At 36.9% G+C, this 22,844-nt stretch carries 16 protein-coding genes; 12 read left to right on the top strand and 4 right to left on the bottom strand.

Annotation, left to right across the window (positions count from 1 at the left end; all coding sequences use genetic code 11):
- Positions 1-551: 551 nt before the first annotated feature.
- Positions 552-2,000 (bottom strand): MocR-like pyridoxine biosynthesis transcription factor PdxR, encoded by a 1,449-nt coding sequence (gene pdxR, locus BUA97_RS16690; protein WP_073000581.1) that lies wholly within the window; start codon positions 1,998-2,000, stop codon positions 552-554.
- A 97-nt stretch (positions 2,001-2,097) separates the two neighbouring features.
- Between pdxR and BUA97_RS16695 the strand changes: the two genes are divergently transcribed.
- The 4 genes from BUA97_RS16695 (at position 2,098) to BUA97_RS17505 (ending at position 4,180) form a co-directional block, all read left to right on the top strand.
- Positions 2,098-2,598, top strand: a complete 501-nt coding sequence (locus BUA97_RS16695) for a cupin domain-containing protein (protein ID WP_073000584.1) — start codon at positions 2,098-2,100, stop codon at positions 2,596-2,598.
- A gap of 20 nt (positions 2,599-2,618) precedes the next feature.
- A complete protein-coding gene (locus BUA97_RS16700) occupies positions 2,619-3,518 on the top strand; it encodes a dihydrodipicolinate synthase family protein (RefSeq protein ID WP_073000587.1) in 900 nt (299 codons plus the stop codon).
- Positions 3,519-3,540: 22 nt separating this feature from the next.
- Positions 3,541-3,771 (top strand): thioredoxin family protein, encoded by a 231-nt coding sequence (locus BUA97_RS16705; RefSeq protein ID WP_073000590.1) that lies wholly within the window; start codon positions 3,541-3,543, stop codon positions 3,769-3,771.
- Positions 3,772-3,901: 130 nt separating this feature from the next.
- Positions 3,902-4,180, top strand: a complete 279-nt coding sequence (locus BUA97_RS17505; protein ID WP_073000593.1) for a 2Fe-2S iron-sulfur cluster-binding protein — start codon at positions 3,902-3,904, stop codon at positions 4,178-4,180.
- 375 nt (positions 4,181-4,555) lie between these two features.
- On the opposite strand, the gene BUA97_RS17515 is transcribed toward BUA97_RS17505, so the two are convergent.
- The gene (locus BUA97_RS17515; RefSeq protein WP_245795967.1) at positions 4,556-4,741 is read right to left on the bottom strand and encodes a helix-turn-helix domain-containing protein; all 186 of its coding nucleotides are present in this window, start codon (positions 4,739-4,741) and stop codon (positions 4,556-4,558) included.
- 635 nt (positions 4,742-5,376) lie between these two features.
- Here BUA97_RS17515 and BUA97_RS16720 point away from each other — a divergent pair.
- Positions 5,377-6,975, top strand: a complete 1,599-nt coding sequence (locus BUA97_RS16720; protein WP_073000596.1) for a xylulokinase — start codon at positions 5,377-5,379, stop codon at positions 6,973-6,975.
- A 576-nt stretch (positions 6,976-7,551) separates the two neighbouring features.
- On the opposite strand, the gene BUA97_RS16730 is transcribed toward BUA97_RS16720, so the two are convergent.
- On the bottom strand, positions 7,552-8,979 hold the full coding sequence (locus tag BUA97_RS16730; RefSeq protein ID WP_073000602.1) for an SDR family oxidoreductase: 1,428 nt from the start codon (positions 8,977-8,979) through the stop codon (positions 7,552-7,554).
- Between the two features lie 345 nt (positions 8,980-9,324).
- Here BUA97_RS16730 and BUA97_RS16735 point away from each other — a divergent pair, with 345 nt between their 5' ends.
- From BUA97_RS16735 to BUA97_RS16765, 7 genes are all read left to right on the top strand, one after another.
- Positions 9,325-9,627 (top strand): hypothetical protein, encoded by a 303-nt coding sequence (locus BUA97_RS16735; RefSeq protein WP_139258387.1) that lies wholly within the window; start codon positions 9,325-9,327, stop codon positions 9,625-9,627.
- Positions 9,628-10,808: 1,181 nt separating this feature from the next.
- Complete coding sequence (locus BUA97_RS16740; protein WP_073000608.1) at positions 10,809-12,266, top strand: helix-turn-helix domain-containing protein; 1,458 nt, start codon at positions 10,809-10,811, stop codon at positions 12,264-12,266.
- On the top strand, positions 12,263-13,336 hold the full coding sequence (locus BUA97_RS16745; protein ID WP_073000611.1) for a tetratricopeptide repeat protein: 1,074 nt from the start codon (positions 12,263-12,265) through the stop codon (positions 13,334-13,336). Before BUA97_RS16740 ends, BUA97_RS16745 begins: the two co-directional genes overlap by 4 nt.
- 239 nt (positions 13,337-13,575) lie before the next feature.
- The gene (locus tag BUA97_RS16750; RefSeq protein WP_073000614.1) at positions 13,576-15,033 is read left to right on the top strand and encodes a T9SS type A sorting domain-containing protein; all 1,458 of its coding nucleotides are present in this window, start codon (positions 13,576-13,578) and stop codon (positions 15,031-15,033) included.
- A gap of 14 nt (positions 15,034-15,047) precedes the next feature.
- Complete coding sequence (locus BUA97_RS16755) at positions 15,048-16,445, top strand: ELWxxDGT repeat protein (protein WP_073000617.1); 1,398 nt, start codon at positions 15,048-15,050, stop codon at positions 16,443-16,445.
- On the top strand, positions 16,445-17,758 hold the full coding sequence (locus BUA97_RS16760) for a leucine-rich repeat domain-containing protein (RefSeq protein WP_073000620.1): 1,314 nt from the start codon (positions 16,445-16,447) through the stop codon (positions 17,756-17,758). Before BUA97_RS16755 ends, BUA97_RS16760 begins: the two co-directional genes overlap by 1 nt.
- Before the next feature lie 8 nt (positions 17,759-17,766).
- Entirely contained in the window at positions 17,767-20,355 is a 2,589-nt protein-coding gene (locus BUA97_RS16765; RefSeq protein WP_073000624.1) for a T9SS-dependent M36 family metallopeptidase, read from the top strand.
- 935 nt (positions 20,356-21,290) lie between these two features.
- Here the strand turns inward: BUA97_RS16765 and BUA97_RS16770 are convergent.
- The coding region (locus BUA97_RS16770) for an MFS transporter (protein ID WP_073000627.1) at positions 21,291-22,844 on the bottom strand (1,554 nt) is incomplete at its 5' end.

Raw genomic sequence — 22,844 nt, forward strand, 5'->3', positions numbered from 1 at the left:
TAAGCCGTATCAGGTTCAAAGGGACTCTCTCAATTCTTTTCAGAATACCCCTAAAGCGTTAAGCAAAAGTATTGAAAAATAATCAATCTTTATGACTATGCATCGTTAAATCTTGATTATTGACATTGTGTAAACTGCATATTCGTCGGTAAAGATATTACGAAAAAGATAATCTATGTATCTGCTTCGATCATTTTTAAGGAGGATTCTTCGTAACTAAATATTAAGAAAGTAAAAGAGAAACAATTTTCTTTACTTTAATTATGTGTGTAACTACTAGTTATAAGATTTATAAATAAATACCATAGTAATGATGGTTTCTGCTTAGTAAATTGATCTTTCGGTCAAAATCATAAGATCTTCAAAATATTTATAACTTAAGAATAAAAAAAAAATCGAATATCCGGTTTCGTATTCTCTCGAAAACCTTTATCAGTGTATAAACTAAAAGATACCTACCAGAAATAATTTACTATAGAGCAAACTCTATATTTAAGAAATGACTGAAAAAAAAAAACAGATAAAAATTGGCAGGTGATAGTATTTTATTGTCAAATTTCATCAAGAGTTCTTTTTCCAAAAACCTCTTTTGCCAGTGTTATAATCCCTTCTTCTAATTCTATTTTAGAGAGCGAGCCGTAACCTAGACGAATACCGTTTGCTGTTTTATCGAAACTGTAAGTATCAGGTGTAATGATCTTAATTGATATCTTCTCTAATTTCTCAGAAACTTTTGACCAATCTACCGGCTGAATAGGCTCTATCCAAAAGGCCAGACCACCTTCCGGTAAGGTATAGCTGGCTTTGTTTGAAATATGTTTGTTTAACAATGCTGCCATAAAATCTCTTTTTGATTTGTAATGGTTAGTTGCCTTTTTGATATGCCGTTTAATAGTACCGTCTTTTATGAGTTGAAATACCGCTTGCTCCATAATACCATCGCCTTGCACATCTATGATCTTTCGCAGGTTTCCGGTGTTTTCCACCAAGGTTTGGTTATTACTTACCAGATATCCGATTCGCAAGGCGGGCGCCACCACCTTACTCATAGTACCGATATAAACGTAGTTTTGTAATTCTGTATAACTGGATAAAGGTAATAGAGGACGATAGCCGTAATGAAACTCATTATCATAGTCGTCTTCAATAATTGTAAAGCCATATTGATTAGAAAGATGTATCAGATCAAGCCTTCTTTTTAAACTCAATGTTGCTGTAGTTGGGTATTGATGATGAGGTGTAACATAGATCGCCTTTATCTTTTTACCTGATTTAAGATAATTTCTAACATCGTCCGTAATCAAACCTTCCTTGTCTACATTGACGGGCAACAGTTTTGCACCCGCATTTTCAAATGCTTTCCATGCAGGTTTATATCCTGGATTTTCTACCATTACAAAATCACCTTTAGTAAGAAGGCACTGAACTGTGAGATACATCGCCATTTGACTCCCTCTTGTAATACAAATATTATGTTCGTTAACCTGCATTCCTCTTTGATGGTTGAGCATTTGGACAATCGCCTTCCTAAACTCAAGATTGCCATATTGATCGCTGTAGCCCATCATCTGCCATTTAGCCTTTTGGTTGAATAGCTGACGGTAAGCCCTTGCCAGTTCCGTAATGGGGGCTATCTTACTATCTGGATGCCCATCATCAAACTGTAAATGATAATGCTTGTTTTTTGTGCTTATTGAAGTCGTAATTATCAGTTTGTTATGATTTACCTCTTTAAAATCAGGCAATGTACCGGCAACAAAAGTGCCCTGTCTTTCCTTTGATACTAGCCAGCCTTCAATCAACAGTACATTTAACGCTTCCACTACTGTATTCCGATTGACTTTTAATAGCTGTGCCAGATTCCTGCTGCCAGGCAAGGCATCTCCGGGGTTTAGTCTTCCAGAATGAATATCTTTTATAAGCCTATCGGCAATTTGCAGATAAATAGCTTTATCTGATCTTTCATCTAACTGTATTTCAAATTTCCAATCTCGTAACATCTGGACTATTTGTTTTTATAAAAACTGTGTTATTATGACAGTCCAAAGATACGATACTTTTGTAGTGCAATAATGCAAGAATCAATAATAATTAGTTATGTCAAAATTAGAAACTGCAACGGAAGTAAAAAAATCCATTCACGCAGAGCAAAAACAATTCAGCTCAAAAGATTTTCATCAGACCTTCGCCCGTCCAACCTATGTAAAGGCCTCGCACGTTATTCATAAGAATGTTGAGAATGCAGGTGTACACAATCAATTTTCAGAGGAGAGAAAACACCCTGTATTTTTCGTGGACCTGCCTAGTAAAAATGTTAGTATGACCATTGGTGGTTTACTGCCCGGCCAGAAAACACATTTGCACCGACACACTTATGAAACAGTCCTGTATGTGCTTGAAGGTAAGGGCTGGACAAAAGTAGAAGATGAAATTGTAGAGTGGGAAACAGGTGATGCTGTCTACATTCCGTCATGGGCTTGGCATCAGCATCAGAATTTAAGCGAGACCGAACCAGCCAAATATATTGCTTGCGAAAATGCACCGCAACTTCAAAATCTTGGGGTGGCATTGCGTGAAGAAGAGGGCAGGGATTTTTAACCTTTTTAATAAAATTGTAAATGAATAATGTACCATTTAAAGGCGTGATTGCTTATCCGGTAACACCCTTTGACAGCAACGAAAATATCGACATTCCTCTATTCAAAAAACAAGTGGAACGCTTGGTTAAAACAGGTGTTCACGGTATTGCACCGCTGGGTAGTACAGGGGTCATGCCTTATTTGAATGATACTGAAAAAGAAGCCATAACCGAAGCAACAATGCAACAGGTTGCAGGCAGAGTGCCTACATTGGTAGGGGTTTCTAATCTTACGACTGAGAGAACCCTTTACCATGCAAAATTCGCAGAAAAATCGGGCGCAACAGCCGTAATGATCATCCCGATGAGTTATTGGAAACTGACCGATGACGAAATTGTAAAACATTATGACGAAGTAGCCTCTAAAATTTCAATTCCTATTATGGCATATAACAATCCGGCTACGGGAGGCGTGGATATGTCACCTGCATTGTTGAAGCGTTTACTGGAAATTCCTAATGTAACGATGATCAAGGAGAGTTCAGGTGACATACAGCGGATGCATTATTTGAGAAATGAATTAGGTGATGAAGTTGCTTTTTTCAACGGTTCAAATCCTTTGGCGTTAGCTGCATTTTCAGCCGGTGCAAGAGGGTGGTGTACGGCTGCTCCCAACCTTATACCGGAGTTGAATATTTCGCTTTACGATGCCATACAGGAAAATGATCTGGTTAAAGCAAGAGCCATATTCTATAAGCAGATTGATTTATTGAAATTCATTGTAGCAAAAGGTTTACCACGTTCCATTAAAGCAGGACTGGATCTGCTGGGCGTTGGTGGTGGAAGATTTAAAAGTCCTATTCAGCCACTCAATGGAAATGAAATAGCGGAGCTAGATGGCATCCTTTCCGCCATAGAAAACGAAGTTTATCAAAGTTAAATATCTAAAAATAAAATAAAAAATGAAAAAATCAATTTTTTATCACGCAGGTTGTCCTTTATGCGTAAGCGCAGAACAAGACATTTTAAATTTCATTCCTGAAAATGAAGTTGAAGTAATCCATTTGGGACAAGATAAAGCCAAAGTAAGGGATGCGGAAGCGGCAGGTGTACAATCTGTGCCGGCATTGGTACTAGCCAATGGAAATGTTTTACACATCAATTTTGGAGCTTCGATTGAAGACTTAAAGTAGGTTGTTTTTAAAACCCGGAAGCCTTAAGGCTTTCGGGCTTTTTACTTTTAATGATAATTTTATATGAAGTTCAATGACCAAAAAGCAAATTAATACCCTTGCAGAAGTGAGGTGTGACTAGTTCGATGCAGTGAATGTAACCGTAAAAGTAAAAGGAGCAACCCACCATATTTTATGGGATAAACAAAGACCATTGCTTGATGCCCTTCTGAATTCTGGTATGGATGTGCCTTATTCGTGTTGCTGTGGTAACTGCGGTACTTGTATGTGCCAATTGGAGGAGGGAGAAGTACGTTTAAAAAAGAACTGTGTATTGTCTGAAACACATCTGCAACAAGGACTGATATTGGCTTGTGTAGCTGCTCCGATAAGTGAAAGTATTACCCTAAACTATGATGAGTTTAAATAAATATGCGTGTACTTAAATGGACTTTTTATGGTCATTCATTGCTGTTGGTCCACTTATTTATCATCAAACTGGAAAATCAGGCTCATCATATATTCCTATGGTTTTGTGCAATAATTACAAATCATTAAAATGGGTTTAGCATAAAAAATAGCTCTGATCGAATTAACTACAACAAACTTTGGTGAATTAATAAAATCACACTAAACAATGGTGATATAAAACCAGAACTAAATCATTGCTGATATACATAAGGTAGTTAAAGTCAAAAATGCATTATATTACTGTTAATTAGTGAGTTAATTAAAATAAGAGTGTCTCAAATCTATAAATTTGCATATTGTATTAAACAATCTGAAATTGTCATTTGAATTTACACTAATTGAATAAGAACTTGGACAAAATTGAAGCATTAACTACCTTTAATCGGCTAACCTGATAGTTATCTTCCAATACTTTGATAATATCGCTTTCACGAAAGAGGATTTTCCATTCTAGTTTGATAAAAGGTATCAGTCCATCATCTCTGTAGTGTTGCAACGTTCGTTTGCTGATGTGTAGCATCTCGCAAACCTGTTCACCTGACAGGTAGATTTCTCCTTTTAAGAGTGGATGGAATTATTCCCTGATATACCGCAGTTCATTTTTTAATGCCTACCACAACTTCGAGCAGGGTAAGCATATCCTCGTTTGGATTTCCAATCTGCTTAATTTCTTTTACTTTTTTAATGTCGCTCAAATGACTTTATCAGTTATAAAAATGACATTCATTATAGGTTAAAGCTATTGAACTGCTATTTGTACTCTCGTAACTGACAATCCTCACTTCGAAAAAATTGGTATATATAGACAATTAAATCTCAAATCATTTACAACCGAGATAAAAGAGATGAGAAAACATAAGCTAATATTTTCGTTTGATAATACTAACTATGATTTTGAAAATTCAGTATTGAGTTAAAGGCATTTTAAATATATCATATAAGAAACTTCCAATAAATTCAGTTGGAACATACAAACGCAACGGGTTTTTGTCATTTTTATCTGCGAATGATGAAAATTACCACTATATTTACATTTGATGAAATTAAAATTAGGTAATGACAATGTATTCATTTCCGATTTATAATGATATGAGATTTGAAATGTTTAAATTGATCTGATTAAACTCGTCCAAAAAGTCAAAAAATGTTATTATAATGAGTACTACAATTGGCAGAGACTGTATACTTAACGGCAAAACTTCCCTTGGTATCGAACTTGGTTCTACACGAATTAAAGCTGTATTAATAGATCAAAATTTTGAAATCATCGGTTCAGGTATCTATGATTGGGAAAATAAATTGGTCGATGGTTTTTGGACCTATTGCCCAAAAGAAATAGTTAACGGGCTTCAGGAAGCTTACAGGCAACTTGCAAAAGAAATACAAGATAAATACAATGCGCCACTGCAGAATATAGGTTCTATCGGTTGCTCTGCCATGATGCAAGGCTATATTGTGCTTGACCACTCAGGCGAGTTACTTGTACCATTCCGAACCTGGCGAAATGCTACTACCGCCCAGGCATCGTCAGATCTTACTAATGCTTTTGAATTCAAAATTCCCCAACGCTGGAGTATATCCCATTTATACCAAGCTATCTTAAACAATGAACCGCACGTCAAAAACATAAGCTATGTAACAACTTTATCTGGATATATACACTGGCTTTTAACAGGAAAAAAGATTTTAGGAATCGGTGATGCTTCTGGCATGTTTCCTATCGATGAAACTAAAAAACAGTTTGATGAACTCTTAATAAATAAATTCAATACTTTAATTACTGAAAAGAAATATCCATGGACAATTACTGATGTCTTACCTAAGGTCCTCACAGCCGGTGAACCTGCAGGAAATCTTCATGAAAAAGGTGCTAGATTGTTAGACCCTTCTGGTTTGCTAAATCCAGGTGTTCCTATGTGTCCACCAGAAGGAGATGGCGGAACTGGAATTGTTGCAACAAACAGTATTGAAAAGCGTACCGGAAATATATCTGTCGGTACTTCCATTTTTGCACAATTTGTTCTAGAGAAAAAATTGTCTAAAATTTATTCCGAGATTGATATTATGACCACACCCGAAGGTAATCCCGTCGGAATTATTCTTGCTAACAACTGTTCAACCGATATCAATGCATGGATCAATATTTTTGGTGAATTCCATGAAGCGATGGGATTAAAAGCGGATAGAAATCAGTTATTCAATATACTATTTAATAAGGCAATGACAGGCGATCATGATTGCGGAGGATTACTGAGCTATGGTTATTATTCCGCTGAAAACATTACGGGAATATCAAAAGGACGTCCACTGTTTGTTCGAACTGCTGAAAGCCGTTTCAATTTAGCAAACCTTATGCGCACACATCTTTATTCTGCATTCGCTGTGCTAAGGATAGGAATGGAAATATTAACAAACGATGAGAAGTTATCTTTTGGAAAAATATCGGCCCACGGAGGGCTGTTTAAAACACCCGGAGTAGGACAGAAAATTTGTGCAGCTGCACTAAATGTACCTGTTTCACTTATGTCCACTGCATCCGAAGGCGGGGCCTGGGGAATGGCCATTCTTGCTTCATACCTCAAAAATAAGAACGAGAACGAGACGCTAGCAACTTACTTATCTAATAAGGTATTTAATGAAAAGAAAGATGAGATAGTTCATCCCGATAAAATGGATAAGGGAGGTTTCGATCAATTTTTAAAGCGTTATAAAAAAGGCTTGCATATAGCTAAGGCAGCTGAAAATTATACTTAAAGATGTAACTTATAAAGTTGTTCCGAGATATTTGAGAATGGCATCTAGCTTTAGCGTAATGGTCTGTGAGGGAATATTTAAATGGCTCTCTGTTTCCAAATACGTTAGAGAACAGGTATCAACAGAAAAGCATATATTTAATCCAAAAGGGTTAAAGTTTTTAGATTATTACATAAGAAACATATACGCTTCAGATCAATCATGCCAACAAAAAGCTCAAGTTTTTCGTCTGGCTCATAAGTATAATGCTGATTGTCATTATTCTGTAACCTATCTGCTGATCATATAATGGAAAATAATTGTACGTTATATGTATTTTACTAAACAAATCTTGTATTGCACCATAGTGGGACTTCCATTCATACGAGAGCTAATATTTAGCGTATTCTGTTTTTTTTATTTTTATCCTTAGAAAAAATGATAAAACTGATCAACAGTTAGGGAATGCAGTAGAAACCATAGGATTACAGATAATAATATAGACATTACTATTCCGGCAAAGAATTCAGATTCTAAAATTATAAGAGTTGATATAGAGAAATTGGTAAAAGTATTACCATAAAGGATGCAAAAATTTTATTTGTCATCTGCTAATTTTTTAATCATGCCTTTAAAAATGTAGCCATGAAACGGCATTACAGCATACCAGTAAAGCCTTCCCCATAATCCAAGGGGTCTAAACGTTGCTTCTTGTGTCAGCATATCGTTAGCAATTTTAAATTCCAGCCAGGCTTCTCCAGGAAGTTTCATCTCAGCAAATAAAAGAAGCTTTTTTTCTTCCCTGCTTGCGTACAGAACCCTCCAGAAATCAACAGGGTCACCAGGCCCTAAGCTAATATTGTTTTTTCTCCCTCTTTTCAAGCCTACACCGCCGAAAAGTTTGTCAATGCTTCCTCTCAGGCTCCAGAGGAGATTGGCATGATACCATCCATTTTTTCCGCCGATACCAAAAATACGATCCAGTGTTTTCTTCTCATCCTTTATCCTTTGACACTTACGGTCTTTAAAAACGCCCATCTTCGGAACTTCAAGAAAATTCCATACATCCTTCGAATAGCGGTAGCTACCAAATGAATCATACCAGGTAGAAAGTACATCATTTTGTTCTATCTTATCAAAGCTTAGATGAAGGCTCTTACGATAGGAGAGAAGCTGGATGTCTAGAAGGTTTGCCAGGTCATTATTCTCAGCAACCACCTTGACTTTCATACTGTCCACCAGATTCTTCGCAAGAACATAGGATGTTGAGGTAATGAAATAGAGCCAGTAGGAAGATATTTTAGGACTAAGAACCGGTACCGAAACAATAGTCCTTTTCAATCCTCTTTCCTCAGCATAGATCATTAGCATCTGCTTGTAAGATAGAATATCAGGACCGGCAATATCATAATGCCTGTTATACGTTGATTCATTTCCGATAACCTTTATAAGAAACTCGATTACGTTCCTGATGGCAATGGGCTGGCATAAGGTCTTTAACCATTTGGGTGCTAACATAAAAGGTAGTTTTTCCACAAGATCACGTATTATCTCAAAAGAGGCTGAGCCAGAACCAATGATGATCCCTGCGCGCAAGACTGTAAGTCCATAATGCTTTGATTTAAGTTGCTCCTCTACATCCTTTCTGGACTGAAGATGCTTAGAAAGCTCCTTCTCATTCACAATACCTGTCAGGTAAACCACTTGCTTACATTTGGTTTTTTCTATGGAATCTGCAAAATTACGGGCACTTATTTTTTCAGCTTTGCTAAAATCCGCATTAGAGGACATGGAGTGAATGAGGTAATAGGCGATGTCAATATCTCCAGGTATCGTATCCAAAGTAGCCGTATCATTAAAATCGTTTTCTATGATGCTTATCTTATCTCTGAACGCATTGTAAGCTGAGATATCAAAGCGTTTCTGGTCTCTTACCGAACAAATGACCTGATGCCCGGAAGCAAGCAGTTGAATCAGCAGACGTTTAGCAATGTAGCCCGTTGCACCTGTCAGAAATATTTTCATAGTATTAATTTTTTGATAATAAAAATTGACCCTCTATATAAACCTTTAATGAAAGTTTGCAAAACTGAGACCATAGTCAGCTGTTTTCCAATTAAAAATCAAGGCTAACGGGCCTTCTCTTAAATGGTAAGAGGAAAATTAAACTGCCCAATTATGTGACTTCAATGATATTAGCTTATCGGAAACCTTTATCGACATCAAAGCTTTGATTGTAAAAGCTAATTGCTATATTGTTAATGAGTTGGTTATGAATCGTTTAGATGACTGTTTTACAATATTGACGAAGAATTATCTCTTTAGCGCAGGACTTCAAGGAAATTGCTTATTGATGAAGTCAAAAAGGATGTGAAAAAACAATTTTTCGAACAGGTGGAAACTTTAGATAATCAGCTGGAGAAGAAAAATAAGAATTTTTATAGGCTCAGAAAATCTATAGGTAACAGATTGAAATCTCAGCCCAAAGCATTTGCGGATCAACTGAAATTACAAAATAAAGAGTTTGAAAATCTTCAAGTGAGCCTGGCAAAACAGCTAGAAGATCTTGAGAAAAGCTTCCGGGAACAGCATAAGCAGATATCCCCAGAATTGGAGGATTACGACAAGAAAATTGCCTTACTGCATAAAGAATACGCAGTAAGGCGTCAATGAAAAACAGCAGCTCTTGTAGCTAATCTTGAAGCTATAAAAACAAGATAATATACTGTTTGATTCAAGAGGCTCGGAAGGTCAAATAAACAACAGTGTAATTCTTGTTGCAATTATATTAACCTGCGGATCGGATATTTATATTGGCAAAAGTATTTTAGCTGAAGAAAAACTACCATATGAATAGGTAAAATTGGTTTCTTAATATTGATTTTTCAGTTATGCAAGAAGAGATGAATAGTTACTGAACCTCGTTATAAATCATAGCCCTGATCCGATATTTTTTATATATTATCTAGGAGAATGGGCTGTCAATTCAACTTCGAGTTTGCAATCCTGCATATATATCCTCTGACTGAGTCCAGGTGGCAGTGGGAAATCGTTATTAGTAGAATTTCTTTCAGACATCATTTAACTTTTTATCGTTTCGATGTCTGTAGTATTAACGGTTAGCACGTTATTAAAGGATGTACCTTATTTTTACAACACTTTTTTCAGATTATCATAAACGGAAGTTATGCCTTGGAAAGTTATATGATAAACGACGACACCTGAGATATAGATCACATTATCTACTTTCTACGGTCTAAGCATACCAGCACTATAACGTGGTGTTCTATAATCACAATATCAGTTTTCTATGTCTATTTTGACTTTTTTAGAAAGCGCATTGGCCGAAAGCCAGCAAAAAAGTAATCATAAAGATGTTTTCCATGTTGTAATTTGACCTCGATCCTTACATTGATGGAAAAATAAAAAAAAACAACATCAACCGTTCAGTTTGAAGCACAGCGAAATATTGTAAAATAATTGCTTGCTGATCAACAAAAATAGCATCTAAACACATGATTGCAGTATTTTGAAAGTGATTGTAATTAAACGAATTCATATTATATCCAGAGAAGACTTTTTTCGTTTTTTTTTATTTGTAGGGTTAAGATCTTTACAAAGATTATCGGAAATTTACTTATCGGATTATTAATACTGGAAATCAGGTATTGTAATTAACAGTATAAGATAGTAGATATGAAATAGTAATTCTGGTTACTTTAGCAGCGATTCTAAATATTCAGGATGGGACTTTCTTAATTGAGGTGATAGTTGCAAATATTATCCGGGTGCTTTTCCGATTCCATTTTTTGAAAAAACTTTGTTGAATAAATTGCTTATTTTTGTGAATCATTATGACGGAAAGAAATAATAAAATACGGAATTTATTCAGCGCAGATTGCATTTTATCATTTCTGTTCATACTTTTTTTTACTTTTTTTTATCCTCAGACAAAAGGTGATGTCGGAATCCTGAGGGAAGAGATTCTTGACAAAATGCAGTATGACAATCAGCAGCTTGAGCCACTTCTGAAGTATTATTCTAAAATTTCTCCTACAGATGCTCAGATTCTTCGCATCAAATCTCTTTTAATAACAGGCGATTATGAGGAGGCGTTGACCAGATTACTTTCATTAAAAAATCGGGCAACGAATAATAAAAAATCTGAACTGTTCTTTCAATATCAGTACTTATATTCAGAATTGTGTCAGTCCCTGGGTTTGACCAGCGAGTTGAAAGAGATCCGTAGAAACCTGAATAATTATGACTTTGAAAAACAAAATTTTCTAACAGATCTCGCGATTGATAAAGGAAGCTTTTCAATTTTTGTGCCGTCAGAGAGTATAAATATTTTGAGATCCGCCATCAAAGGTTATGAAAACACAGGCGACAGCAAAGCTTTGATCCAGAGTAAAATATGGCTTTCGGAGTTGCTGAGGGATAATGAAGTTCAATCTTTTTCTCAAATAAATTCAGCACACAATCTTCTGAACACAACTAAGCCAGGAGTTTATTATGATGTTTTGGTTTTCAATGGTTTGTCTAAAGTAGAATTAAAAAAAAATAACGCAAGGGCAGCATTTGATTATCTTAAAGATCTTGAGATTTCGGCTTCTTCGATTTCAAATAACGAACTGAAAGCGGATTATTACAAAAACCTCGCAAGAGCTTCTGCCGGAATTAATGATTACCTAATGCTGGGAAAGGCCAATGATGCATATTTTAGGATCATTCAAAAGGTCGATTCGAAGAAGACTGTAGCCAAAGCACTTCTTGTTAATCATATCAATAAGATAAATGAGGAGAAATTAATGCTTCAACGACAGACCTTCCGTTTTATTTATATCGCTGTTATCATAATCTTCATTATTGTAATGATATTGATCTATTCGTTTAAATACAGATCTAGCCCTGCAAAAGAAGTAATTTCCAGTACAGAAATTAAGAATTATGTTATTCCGGATAAAACGGAAAAACGCATCCTGGACAAGCTGGATGCATTTGAAAAAAGCCAAAAATTTATCCAGAAGACGGTTTCTATGAAAACTTTGGCGCAGCAGTTTGACACCAATCCGAAATATCTGTCCGAGGTTATAAACAAGCATAAAAATTCCAATTTCAACACGTATATCAATAATCTTAGGATTGATTATATTGTTCATAAAATCCGGCAGGATCCGGAATACAGGAAGTACAAGGTCAGCTATCTTGCCGATGAATGCGGATTTTCGTCACACAGTTTATTTACTACGATCTTCAAGAACAGAATGGGTCTTTCCCCAACAGAATTTCTACAAAAACTGAATGAATGAGAGCACTACTGAACATCATAATGACCCTTCTCGCCTTCATTGTATTTGGACAGCAAAAAGAGAGCGATAAACAGCTGGATGAAGCCACAAATCTGATCTTCACCAATCCGGAAAAATCTGCACGCATCTCTACCAGAATGTTACAGGAAGCTAAAGACTATCCGACCAGGATTACGGCGCTCTCCAAACTGGTGAATGCGCAGATGGTGTTGGGAGACATCGGTCAGGTTATTGTAAATTGCAGTAAGGGCATTGTGATGGCAAAAGAAAATAAGGATACTGTCAACCAGATCCGCTTTCTTTCAATGCTTGGAAACCAGTATCAGCAGATCAATATGAATGCTGATGCCAAGAAAAATCTTGACGAAGCAGAAAATCTTATTAATTCAGCTCCATTACCCAAAGATTTGCTTTTTATCCAAGGTAATGTCTATAATGTAAAAGGTATTGTCTTCAAAAGTGAGCTCAACTGCGAGTTTGCGATAAAATACTTTGATAAAGCATTGGCAGTTTATAATGCTTTGCCTGATGAAGAGGTTACACTTACCAACCGGTTGCTGATCGATATCCAGAAAGCGCATTGCCTGGAATCTATTGGAAAAATCCAGGAGGCAGAACAGCTGTATACCGAAGTTCTTGAAAGTAAGAACAACGGATTGGGTTATAACAGATACTTCGCATCTGTAGGTCTTATTAGTATTTATTTGAAAAGAGGAGAGTTGGATAAGGCCGGACAATTATTGAAAACCATTAACGTCAACGACTTCATCCAATATGATCTGGAACTTACCTCCCTATATTATCGATCAATGGCCGAATACAGTTACCTGCACAAAAACTACCAATCTTACCTTTATTATTTTGATAAATATAACCAGACATTATTGAATATTTATAAATCAAGGGATGAAATGATTGAAAGACTTGTAATTAACAATACTGCAAATTTTATCCAAAAAACTAATAATAATATAATGTGGAATCTTGTTGTAATTGTACTAATGATCATCATTTTTACGATTTCATCTTTGTTTTTCTACCGTTTTTCAATAAAAAAGACTGTTGGATGATATTAATCATCTCTAAAATGTAAGTGGTTCATTTGAAATTCTTTGTATCTAAATTTCTACTATCATATTTAAGTATTTTTCTTAAATGTGACAGTGTTTTTCTATGTTTATATCAATGACAATTATAATTTAGGAACTGTAAATGATTAGATAAAATATCTGTGAACCAATTTAATTGATAGATAATTTTTCTTAATCACCTTACTGAAATCCATTTTTTTTAAGAAATTTTTATTGATATGAGAAAAATCAACTTTTTAGCAATTTTTTTAGGCGGACTATTATCCGCTCAAACAACTTTTACTCTTGTAAAGGATATCAACCCGGGAACATCAAACGGAGCTCCGTCAAACTTTGCTGTTCTGAACGGAAAGTTATATTTTGGTGCAACATACAGTCCCACTGGATCATCTATCGGAACCGAACTTTGGGAAAGTGACGGAACTGATGAAGGTACTAAACTGGTCTTGGATATTTATCCTGGTACAAGTTCCTCTTCTCCGACAAATTTATTTACTTTCAACAACAAAATTTATTTCACAGGTGCTCTTAATATCAATGGTACCAATACTTCCGGATTGCTCCTCTCATACAGTCCAACAGACGGCTTGCAAACGGTGTCTTCCGTAGCGAAGTTTGGTTCTTACTTTACTAATGCAGGGAATAAGCTATACTTTAAAGCTAATAATACTGCAGTGACACCAAATACACAGAGAATGTTCTATCTGGACGAAACCGCTCAGCCTGTGATCGCAGATGATAATACGACGGTTATGATGATTGGGACCGTTGCAGGACAGCTGATTGCCAACGCACAATATAAAACAGCAGCCAATCCTACTTGGTATCAGTTATTTAACTATAATGGGACATCGTTTGATCTGTTGAAAAATATCAATACAGCTGCTACTGCTTATCCGCAAAATTTTTACTACAGTTCGTCGCTTGGAAAGACCTTTTTTAGTACCAATGGCGGAAGCGGCCAGGAACTATGGATGACGGACGGTACAGAGGCCGGGACGGTACAGGTTAAAGATATCAATACATTCAGTGCCTCGGCAGGTTCCACACCTAATAATTTTATGGAGTTTAACGGCAAAGTGTATTTCGCAGCATCCGATGGATCTACTACAGGTACTGAACTTTATGTGACAGATGGTACGGAGCAGGGAACCCACATTGTAAAAGATCTGTATGCGGGTTCTTCAAGTTCTTTTCCTGAGAAATTAACGGTTTTTGGCAATAAGTTTTATTTTCTTATAAATAATACTGGCGGAGCAAGAGAATTATGGGAAAGTGATGGTACAGAAAATGGAACTAAGCTTGTTACAGCAGTTGCGGTGGCATCTAATCTATTTGTTTTCAATAATGATCTTTATATTGTCGGCAGGATCAGTTCCACTGACCAATTTGGTATTGAACTCTATAAAGTCAATCTCGCAGCGGAGACACTTTCTGTTGCCTCTAGCCACACTACAAAACTTAATATCTATCCTAATCCTACAAAAGGCGACATCAATATCAAAGAATTAAAATCAGGGATATATCGACTTTACGATACATCTGGGAAGGTGATAAAGAGCGGCAACTTCGATAACAATAAGATAGTAGCACAGATCTTACCGGGAACTTACATCCTCAATATTACTTCTGAAGATAAAAAAGTAAACACTTCAGAAAAAGTGATCATTCAATAACTAAATTTAAAACAATGAAAAATATATTATTACCTCTTCTTTTGGCTAATCTTCTCAGTGCACAGAGCATCGCCCTGCTTAAAGATATAAATCCGGGTGCAAATCCTTCTACGCCTGCTGAATTTTTGAAATATGATGGCAAGCTATATTTTAGTGCCAACAACGGCTCCGTTGGCTCCGAATTGTGGGCGACAGATGGAACTTCAGAAGGGACTGATTTAGTGGCTGATCTCAATCCTGGAACTGCCAGTTCTATACCTAATTCACTTATGAATTATGATAATCAATTGTATTTTGTTACCTTATCTGGTACTAAAGGACTCTATTCGTATGATACTAATGCGGGTGTGACTTTGAAGGTTCCGGGTATGACCACAGCTTCCAACTTTATGGTTGCAGAAGGCAAGATATTTTTTAGACAGAGCGGTAAACTAGCTTACTATTACCAAGGAACGATTACAGAAATCGATACGCCTGTTGTGGTCAATGGTCAAATGGGAGCTGTTAATGGAAAGATCATTACAGGTGGGTCTGCCTCTTCGTCCACCAACAACTTGCAGCTCTATGCCTATGATGGAACTACGGTATCACTGCTAAAGGTCATCAACACCAATACTACGTCAAATCCTCAGAACTTCTTCTACAGCAGTGCGTTCAACACTTTGTTTTTTACGGCAGGCTCCACTACTTCGGGATTTGAACTTTGGAAGACGGACGGAACGGCAGATGGAACAGTTCAGGTCAAGAACATCAATGCCGGAACTGCGAGTTCGTTCCCGGGAAATTTTAAACAGGTCGGGAACAAGGTCTTTTTTGCTGCCAATAACGGGACCAATGGAAATGAATTGTGGACAACAGACGGCACAGAGGAAGGTACTATGATGCTGAAAGATATTAATCCTGGATCAGCAGCATCCAATCCTAATAATCTGACAGTGTTGAATGACAAAGTTTACTTCTTGGCAAGTGATGGATCGGGCGAAGCAAGATTATGGGAAAGTGATGGAACAGCTGCCGGAACTAAGATGACACTGGAACTTAAACCTGGATATACCAATTTTGTATTGGGCAAAATGGAAGAGTATGGCGGAAATCTTTATCTGTCGGCAAAACTTAGCGTAAGTCAGGGGCAGGAATTATACAAGATCGAGATTCCAGCGCCAAATCTCAATGTTGTAAACCCAAACAAAAAGACAATTAGTATCTATCCTAATCCTACAAGCGGAAAATTATTTTTCCGGGGTCTTGAAAAAGCGACCTATGATCTTTACGATGTGACTGGCACCGTTGTAAAAAAGCAGGAAAAAATCGAAAATAGTTCAGTGCAACTCAATGTTCCTAAAGGTAATTATATACTGGTTACAAAAGCAGCGAACGGCTCTGTTAATACAAATAAAATAATCGTAAAATAATGAAAAGATCAATATTTATATTTTTAATTTTAATCACGGGAAGCGTTTCAAAATTAAGTGCGCAATCCATCAATTTTCCCGACGAAAACTTTCTGGAGTATCTTTTACTTTACACAACTGTGGATTCTAATAAAGATGGTGAGATACAAGTCAGCGAAGCAGAGGCCTATACAGGTGGTTTGACGATCACTCAAAAAATCAGTAATGTTAGCGGTCTGGAATATTTTAAGAATATCACCTCTCTGACATTTAATAAATCTCCTGTAGCGACCCTCAATGTTACTAATAATAAGCTTATTACACAGTTGTTTATTGATGGTTCAAAAATTACAAGTCTTGATCTGAGATCCAATACCAAGTTGGCTGCAATGGATATAAGGAACAATAATTTCTTGACCCAGGTTACCTTCGGTCAACATCCGAATCTGCAGTATGCCAGCTTGATGTTAAACAGTATTGAAGCCATTGATGTTACGCAGTGTCCGATGCTGACAAACCTTTTCTTGGCTTCCAATAAATTGACCAGCATCGATTTAACCAAAAATCCTAGGTTGGCTGAATTGAATTTGGGTGCCAATCTTCTCACTACACTAGACATCAGTAAAAATACCAGGCTGACGTATCTTCATATCGGTGTCAATGCGATCCAGCAACTCAATGTCTCCAACAATACACTGCTGGATACGTTGATGATTCAAGGCAATCCGCTAACATCCATTGATCTTTCAAAACTTAAGTTTTTGAGATCATTTGTGATGGACAGCACAGGAATTACTTCAATTGATTTGACGATCCACACCATGTTGCAGTTTTTCTATGCCAGTGATTCGCAGCTTTCAGAAGTTGACGCTTCAAAGAACGTCAATCTGATTTATGTCAATGCAGTAAATAACGATAAGATGAAATACATTAATGTGAAGAACGGCAACAATAATAATTTCCTCGGTTTCTTTGCACATACAAGCCCAAATCTAAAGTGTATACAGGTGGATAATGTTGCTTACAGTTCATCACAAACACTATGGCAAAAAGATGCTACAACGGCTTATTCGACGGACTGCAGCAATATCTTGTCCAGCAATGAGATCGGTCAAAGTACGAAAGTAAACGTATATCCTAATCCGACTTCGAATTATCTTTTCCTTTCAACTATTTCAAAAGATGTAAGTATTTACAATATGGCGGGACAGTTAGTGTCAGGTTTCAGAAATACGAAGGTATTGGATTTAAGCCATCTTTCTTCAGGGAACTATATTGTTAAGGTCACTGATGAAAAGGGGAATGTCTCTTCACAAAAATTTATCAAAAATTAAGTATCTCAATGAAAATTAATATATCCAATACAATAAAAATTACAGTTGCAGCGATCGCACTCTCTGCTGGTAATTACATCCATGCTCAAAACACCGAACGGAATATTATCGAAAATTACCTAGCCGAAAACAAAAAAACAGTCGGAAAAACCTTTGAAATTATCCACAAATCTCAGAGGCGAAAAGAGGATGGGTCGGTAGTCAATATACAGCAGACGTACCGCGGTGTGCCTGTTTATGGTGCAATATCATCAGTACTTTTAAGGAACAATACCGTGAGGTATCTTTCCGATAATTTTATTTCGACTCCTGAAGGGTTAACCTCATCCCAACCAACATTCGATGTTAGAAAGAATTTTTCAAGCATATTATCAGCAAGAAAGCTGAATGGTGATACAAGTGATTACACATTCGAAGGAAGAAATACGAATACGGTAGTTTCCAAATTGGTATACTTTCCGAATGAAGAAGGTGAACTCCAGTTAGCCTATAATATTAATTTTTTTGAAAAAGGAACCAATAATTATTGGGATATAATTGTGGATGCAAACACCGGAAAAACGATTAACAAAACTAATCTTACCGTTTCCTGCCAGTTCCACGATCATTCTTTTTCTGCTGAGCATCAGCTTGATGAACTACAAACTAAGAAGGCTATTACAGATTTTAAAGCTGAAAATGTTGGTAAATCAAAGGTTGACAATGCATCGTACCGTGTTTACGCATTTCCCGTAGAATCACCAAATTTTGGTACACGAACATTGGAGGTGAACCCTTGGTATGATGACGCTTCACCATTAGGTTGGCAAAATGACGGTGATGATTCATATAATATAACGAGAGGAAATAACGCCTATGCCTACTTAGATCTCAATGGATCTAACGCATTCGGAGCAAGTGCTAATGGCGGCTCTCAGAAACTCTTTGATTTTCCTTTAGATATAGCGCAACCTGCTGGAACTTACACTGACGCAGCTATCACCAATCTTTTTTACGCATCCAATAAGATGCATGATATATTCTACAGATATGGATTTGATGAGGCAGGACGTAATTTTCAGGCCAACAATTTTGGAAAAGGGGAGCCTTATACCGATTATGATCCTGTATTGTCTGAGGCAAGGGATGGCGCATCGCTAAACAATGCTAATTTTGCTACTCCGCAGGATGGTTTTTCACCAAGGATGCAAATGTATCTATGGCGATATGGTTATCTGCTGAGTTATAATGCACCTGGCGATATGGTTGGGAGAAGACCTGCAGCAGGATACAATGTGGACTTTGGTGCTGCATTTCCGCAAAATGCACCGCTGACAGGTGATGTTGCGATAGCAACACCAGCTGATGGATGTACCAACCTTACTAATACAGATCTGACCGGAAAAATTGCCCTTATCCAGAGAGGAACCTGTAATTTCGATGTTAAATTTAAAAAAGCACAGGATAAGGGGGCGAAAGGTGTTATTATTTATAATCCTTCAGCAGGGCAAAGTATTATAAATATGAGCGGTACTGACGGCACTGTCACAATACCTGGCGTTTTGGTTGATAATACCGAAGGTGAGTTGATAAAATCAAAGATTGTTGCCGGTACATCGGTCAATGTCAATTTCAAATATAATACTTTTGATGTAGACGGCAGTCTGGATAACGGTGTGATCGCCCATGAGTACACCCACGGGATATCAACCAGAAGTACAGGTAATGGTTATAGCTGTCTCAACGCTTCGTATGCGAACGAACAAATGGGAGAGGGATGGTCCGATTTCTTTGCATTGATGGTAACCAATAAACCAGATGCAACACCTGAACAGCCAAGGTCGACCGGATCATTCGTCGCAAATCAAAACTCGGATGGACCAGGTATCAGGCCTGCAAAATATTCGCCTGATTTTACCGTCAATGATTACACTTACGGTGATACAAATGGTAAATATATCGACACAGGTGGAGGCGCATTGGCTGTTGACGTTCACGGTATAGGTTTTATTTGGGCAACAATGCTTTGGGACCTTCACTGGAATTTTGCAGCTAAATATGGTTTTTCAAATGATATTGCAAACGATCCCGATTCGGGAAGTGGAAAGGTTGTTAAGCTTGTCATGCTGGCTATGCAGATACAAGGTTGTTACCCCAATTTTGTGACTGGTAGAGATGCAATCCTGGCTGCAGATGCAGACCTGAATAATGGAGAGAATAAATGTATGATCTGGAAAACATTTGCAAAGCGTGGTCTTGGAGCCAATGCAAGTGCGGGTACCACAAGAGGGGTTTTGCCCAATGCGATTTCTGACCAGGTTGAAGATTTTTCATTGCCTGCAGAATGTTCATTGGGAATTTCTGATATTGTGGTCAATAAGAAAATATCGATCTACCCTAATCCTGCAAATAAAGAGGTTTTCATCAAAACCAATGGTGTACAGATATCCGGAAAAGTAAAGGTGTCTATCTACGATATGTCTGGTAAAAAAGTAGATGAACAATTGATCAATGCCGATGAGCCTGTGATGACTTCTGCTCTTCCTAAAGGGATATATATACTTACCGGAGACGGTATCGGTATCAATTTCAGCAGCAAATTGATTATTGATAAATAATTGATTATAGGATCCGAATTCCTCAAATTATAATTATTTTTTTTAATTAATTATTATAAAATGTAGCGCCGACTGAATACTGTTGGCGCTATTTTTTTGTGATTAATCTCGACGTTTAGCTGATAACTGCCGTCGCCTGACTCACTATTATTTTATCTGGAAACTCATTTTGTCTCTAATTTTGAAATCATCTTGAGAAGATGCTTACGATTCCTGGTCTCGTGGTAGAACTTTGGCGATTTTTCGAGGAGGGTGAAGTGGGAGTGGTCTCTTTATCCTCTCTATTCTGATGATCTATGTTTTAATGATATCTTTAAAATTCAGCGTTACAGCAAAAAAAATATTTTTGGGTGCTTTAAGCCAAAACCGAGCTTCTAAATAGAAACCAGTGAACAGCTGCAATAGTCTTGATCCTGCGGAAACAATTTCCAACGTGATTTTAAGAAGCAGGAAAAGACGGCAAAATCAATTGCGTTAATTGGTCAGGTCTGTTGCAAATGATGATTATAACAGACGTTTGGAATTAGGTGCGGAAGCAGTTCATTAAGACTTGGATAAAGCATTTTTTGATAACAATTATTTTGAACAAAAAAATATTTAAACGAAAAGCTGAAAAACCCCTTTTTTTATTATAAATATGCTATTCAAATATCAAATCATAGAATAAACGGCAGTTGCAAAAGAATAGTTCAAAAATTGATAAATCTAATAGCATTAAAATTTGACGGATTTCATTAATAATAGGTTCAAATTTCCTTCCTTTGGAAGTTAAATCATGTTCTAAGGTCGGTAGGACAGTGGCAAAGACTTTACAGAGGCAGAATGCCATTTTCTTCCATGTTCTTCAGTTCATTCGCCAGTATTCTTATCCTAATTCATGGTTTCAATCTAAAATTGATCCTCAAGAAACTTTAAGTAAATTCAATATATTAATTTCAGTATGGTATATTACCTTTTCTTAATCTTAAAACAACAAGTTGAATTTGAGGCAAGAGGAGTAAAATAACACTAATGAAAATTACACCCGTTAGCATCCAACTATAATAATCTCTTATAGCACGAGCCAATATCTGATGACTTAGCATTTGATTAAAATATCCTGAGGATAGTGCTTTTGAAGTATAGATATCGCCCCCTGCATTCATATACTTATTTTGAATATCCATTAAGGTAGCTGGTAATTGTGGGTTAGTTTCCGTAACTACTTCCCGAATCTTTTCCCGAACGCCTGATTTTGCAAATAATTGAAGTTCGTTGCTAATTGCTAAGCTGGCGGTAAAACCTGTGAACCTTGCCAATATAGCGACGAGCGATGCATTGATAGCAATTGCTGGCGGTGCTGATGAAGCAGTAAATGAAACAATAGGAACAAATAAAACTCCAGTCGCCACACCATATATAAACATTGGCAGAATGAAATCAATTGTTTCGCCCTGCATAGAAACAAATAGTATCATATAAGCATAATACATCGCCATGAGTCCAAAGCCAACAATAATCATCCTTATCAAGTTGTAACCCATCAGGACAAATCTTGCAGTAACAAACATACTCATGGTAGTTCCTAAAATTACCGCAGTCCATATAGGAATGGTACTTATTGGGTCATTTCCTAAAATTACTTCAAGATAGCCGTAAGCAAGTCCTGTACTCCCTTTAAAAATGTAAAATGTAAAAAGTAGTAAAAGCCCGATGATGAAATTCTTTGTCCTGAAAATCTGTAAGTTGATCAATGGTCGTTTAAGTTTCAATTCTCTAATGATGAAAAGTGAAAGAATAATTAGATTGATTACACTAAGAGTGGTGATTAATGAACTACCAAACCATCCCAATTGTCGGCCGTACACAAGGATGTATCCTAATATCAGGATAAAACTTACATAAAACAGATAACCTGTCAAATCCACCTGATAAAGCGGAATCTTTTTGGTAAATCGGGCCTTACTGTTCATGGTCAGCAATACGGTAATTGTTAGAATGAGGAGTATAATAATAAATCCGTAGAATAACCAGTTGAAATCACAGAAATGAAGGACCACACTGGTATAGATGGAATAGAATGGCACTGCGATCTGGATACTGCTGTAAAGGATACTATATGCAATGACCCGGGCACGCACAGAATGCAATCTTGGGAAGATCAGTTGTAAGACGATGCCTGACATCAATGCACAGGTAATCCCTTGAAAAAACTGGCAAATCACAAACAATGTCCAATCTTTGAGATGAAAGCAGACCACAGAACATATGACGTTCACAGTGAGGGCGATCAGTAAATATTTCCTGGGCGCAAAATATTTTACGATCCGAAAGTCAAGTGCAAGGAAAGCTACGGTAGAACCATAGATAACGACCATGCCATATTGTACATCGGTGGGCTGTACACCGTAAAAGCCCATCGCTGCAACCGGACTGCTGTAAAAAGCGAAACTAAACAGACAGGTCATCAGAATGGCAAATATGACGGATCTCGCTACCCAATCGGATAC

Origin of the sequence: Epilithonimonas mollis, from assembly GCF_900142325.1 — a bacterium.
In the GTDB taxonomy this organism is placed as follows: Bacteria; Bacteroidota; Bacteroidia; order Flavobacteriales; family Weeksellaceae; genus Epilithonimonas; species Epilithonimonas mollis.

What these genes read in the sequence shown, in the direction of transcription:
- BUA97_RS16765 (WP_073000624.1), top strand. Translation starts at nt 17,767, where the DNA reads ATGAAAATTAATATATCCAATACAATAAAAATTACAGTTGCAGCGATC.
- BUA97_RS16745 (WP_073000611.1), top strand. Translation starts at nt 12,263, where the DNA reads ATGAGAGCACTACTGAACATCATAATGACCCTTCTCGCCTTCATTGTA.
- BUA97_RS17515 (WP_245795967.1), bottom strand. Translation starts at nt 4,741, where the DNA reads ATGCTACACATCAGCAAACGAACGTTGCAACACTACAGAGATGATGGA.
- BUA97_RS16700 (WP_073000587.1), top strand. Translation starts at nt 2,619, where the DNA reads ATGAATAATGTACCATTTAAAGGCGTGATTGCTTATCCGGTAACACCC.
- BUA97_RS16755 (WP_073000617.1), top strand. Translation starts at nt 15,048, where the DNA reads ATGAAAAATATATTATTACCTCTTCTTTTGGCTAATCTTCTCAGTGCA.
- BUA97_RS16705 (WP_073000590.1), top strand. Translation starts at nt 3,541, where the DNA reads ATGAAAAAATCAATTTTTTATCACGCAGGTTGTCCTTTATGCGTAAGC.
- BUA97_RS16730 (WP_073000602.1), bottom strand. Translation starts at nt 8,979, where the DNA reads ATGAAAATATTTCTGACAGGTGCAACGGGCTACATTGCTAAACGTCTG.
- BUA97_RS16760 (WP_073000620.1), top strand. Translation starts at nt 16,445, where the DNA reads ATGAAAAGATCAATATTTATATTTTTAATTTTAATCACGGGAAGCGTT.
- BUA97_RS16750 (WP_073000614.1), top strand. Translation starts at nt 13,576, where the DNA reads ATGAGAAAAATCAACTTTTTAGCAATTTTTTTAGGCGGACTATTATCC.
- BUA97_RS16695 (WP_073000584.1), top strand. Translation starts at nt 2,098, where the DNA reads ATGTCAAAATTAGAAACTGCAACGGAAGTAAAAAAATCCATTCACGCA.
- pdxR (WP_073000581.1), bottom strand. Translation starts at nt 2,000, where the DNA reads ATGTTACGAGATTGGAAATTTGAAATACAGTTAGATGAAAGATCAGAT.
- BUA97_RS16720 (WP_073000596.1), top strand. Translation starts at nt 5,377, where the DNA reads ATGAGTACTACAATTGGCAGAGACTGTATACTTAACGGCAAAACTTCC.
- BUA97_RS16740 (WP_073000608.1), top strand. Translation starts at nt 10,809, where the DNA reads ATGACGGAAAGAAATAATAAAATACGGAATTTATTCAGCGCAGATTGC.